Genomic DNA, 336 nt, shown 5'->3' with positions numbered 1-336 from the left:
ACGTCGACGAGCCGCTCGTTCAGCGATTTCGCGGAGAAGCCGCCGAACACGACCGAGTGCGTCGCGCCGATGCGCGCGCAGGCCTGCATCGCGACGATGCCCTCGATCGACATCGGGATATAGATGACGACGCGGTCGCCCTTGCCGATCCCGCGTTTCTTCAGCGCATTCGCGAAGCGCGACACGCGAGCGAGGAGATCGGCATAGGTGACGCGCGTGACGGTGCCGTCGTCGGCCTCGAAGATCACCGCGACGCGCGCGCCGTTGCCGGCTTCGACGTGGCGGTCGAGGCAGTTGTACGACGCGTTGAGCTCGCCGTCGTCGAACCACTTGTAG

At 66.4% G+C, this 336-nt stretch carries 1 protein-coding gene; it reads right to left on the bottom strand.

The window, feature by feature from the left end; genetic code table 11:
* Positions 1-336: AMP-binding protein (locus tag DIE15_RS36730; protein ID WP_148095712.1), on the bottom strand; the 336-nt coding region annotated here is incomplete at both ends.

Origin of the sequence: Burkholderia sp. Bp9031, assembly GCF_003857965.1 — a bacterium.
GTDB lineage: Bacteria > Pseudomonadota > Gammaproteobacteria > Burkholderiales > Burkholderiaceae > Burkholderia > Burkholderia ambifaria_A.
This window is presented reverse-complemented; position numbering and strand designations above follow the sequence as displayed.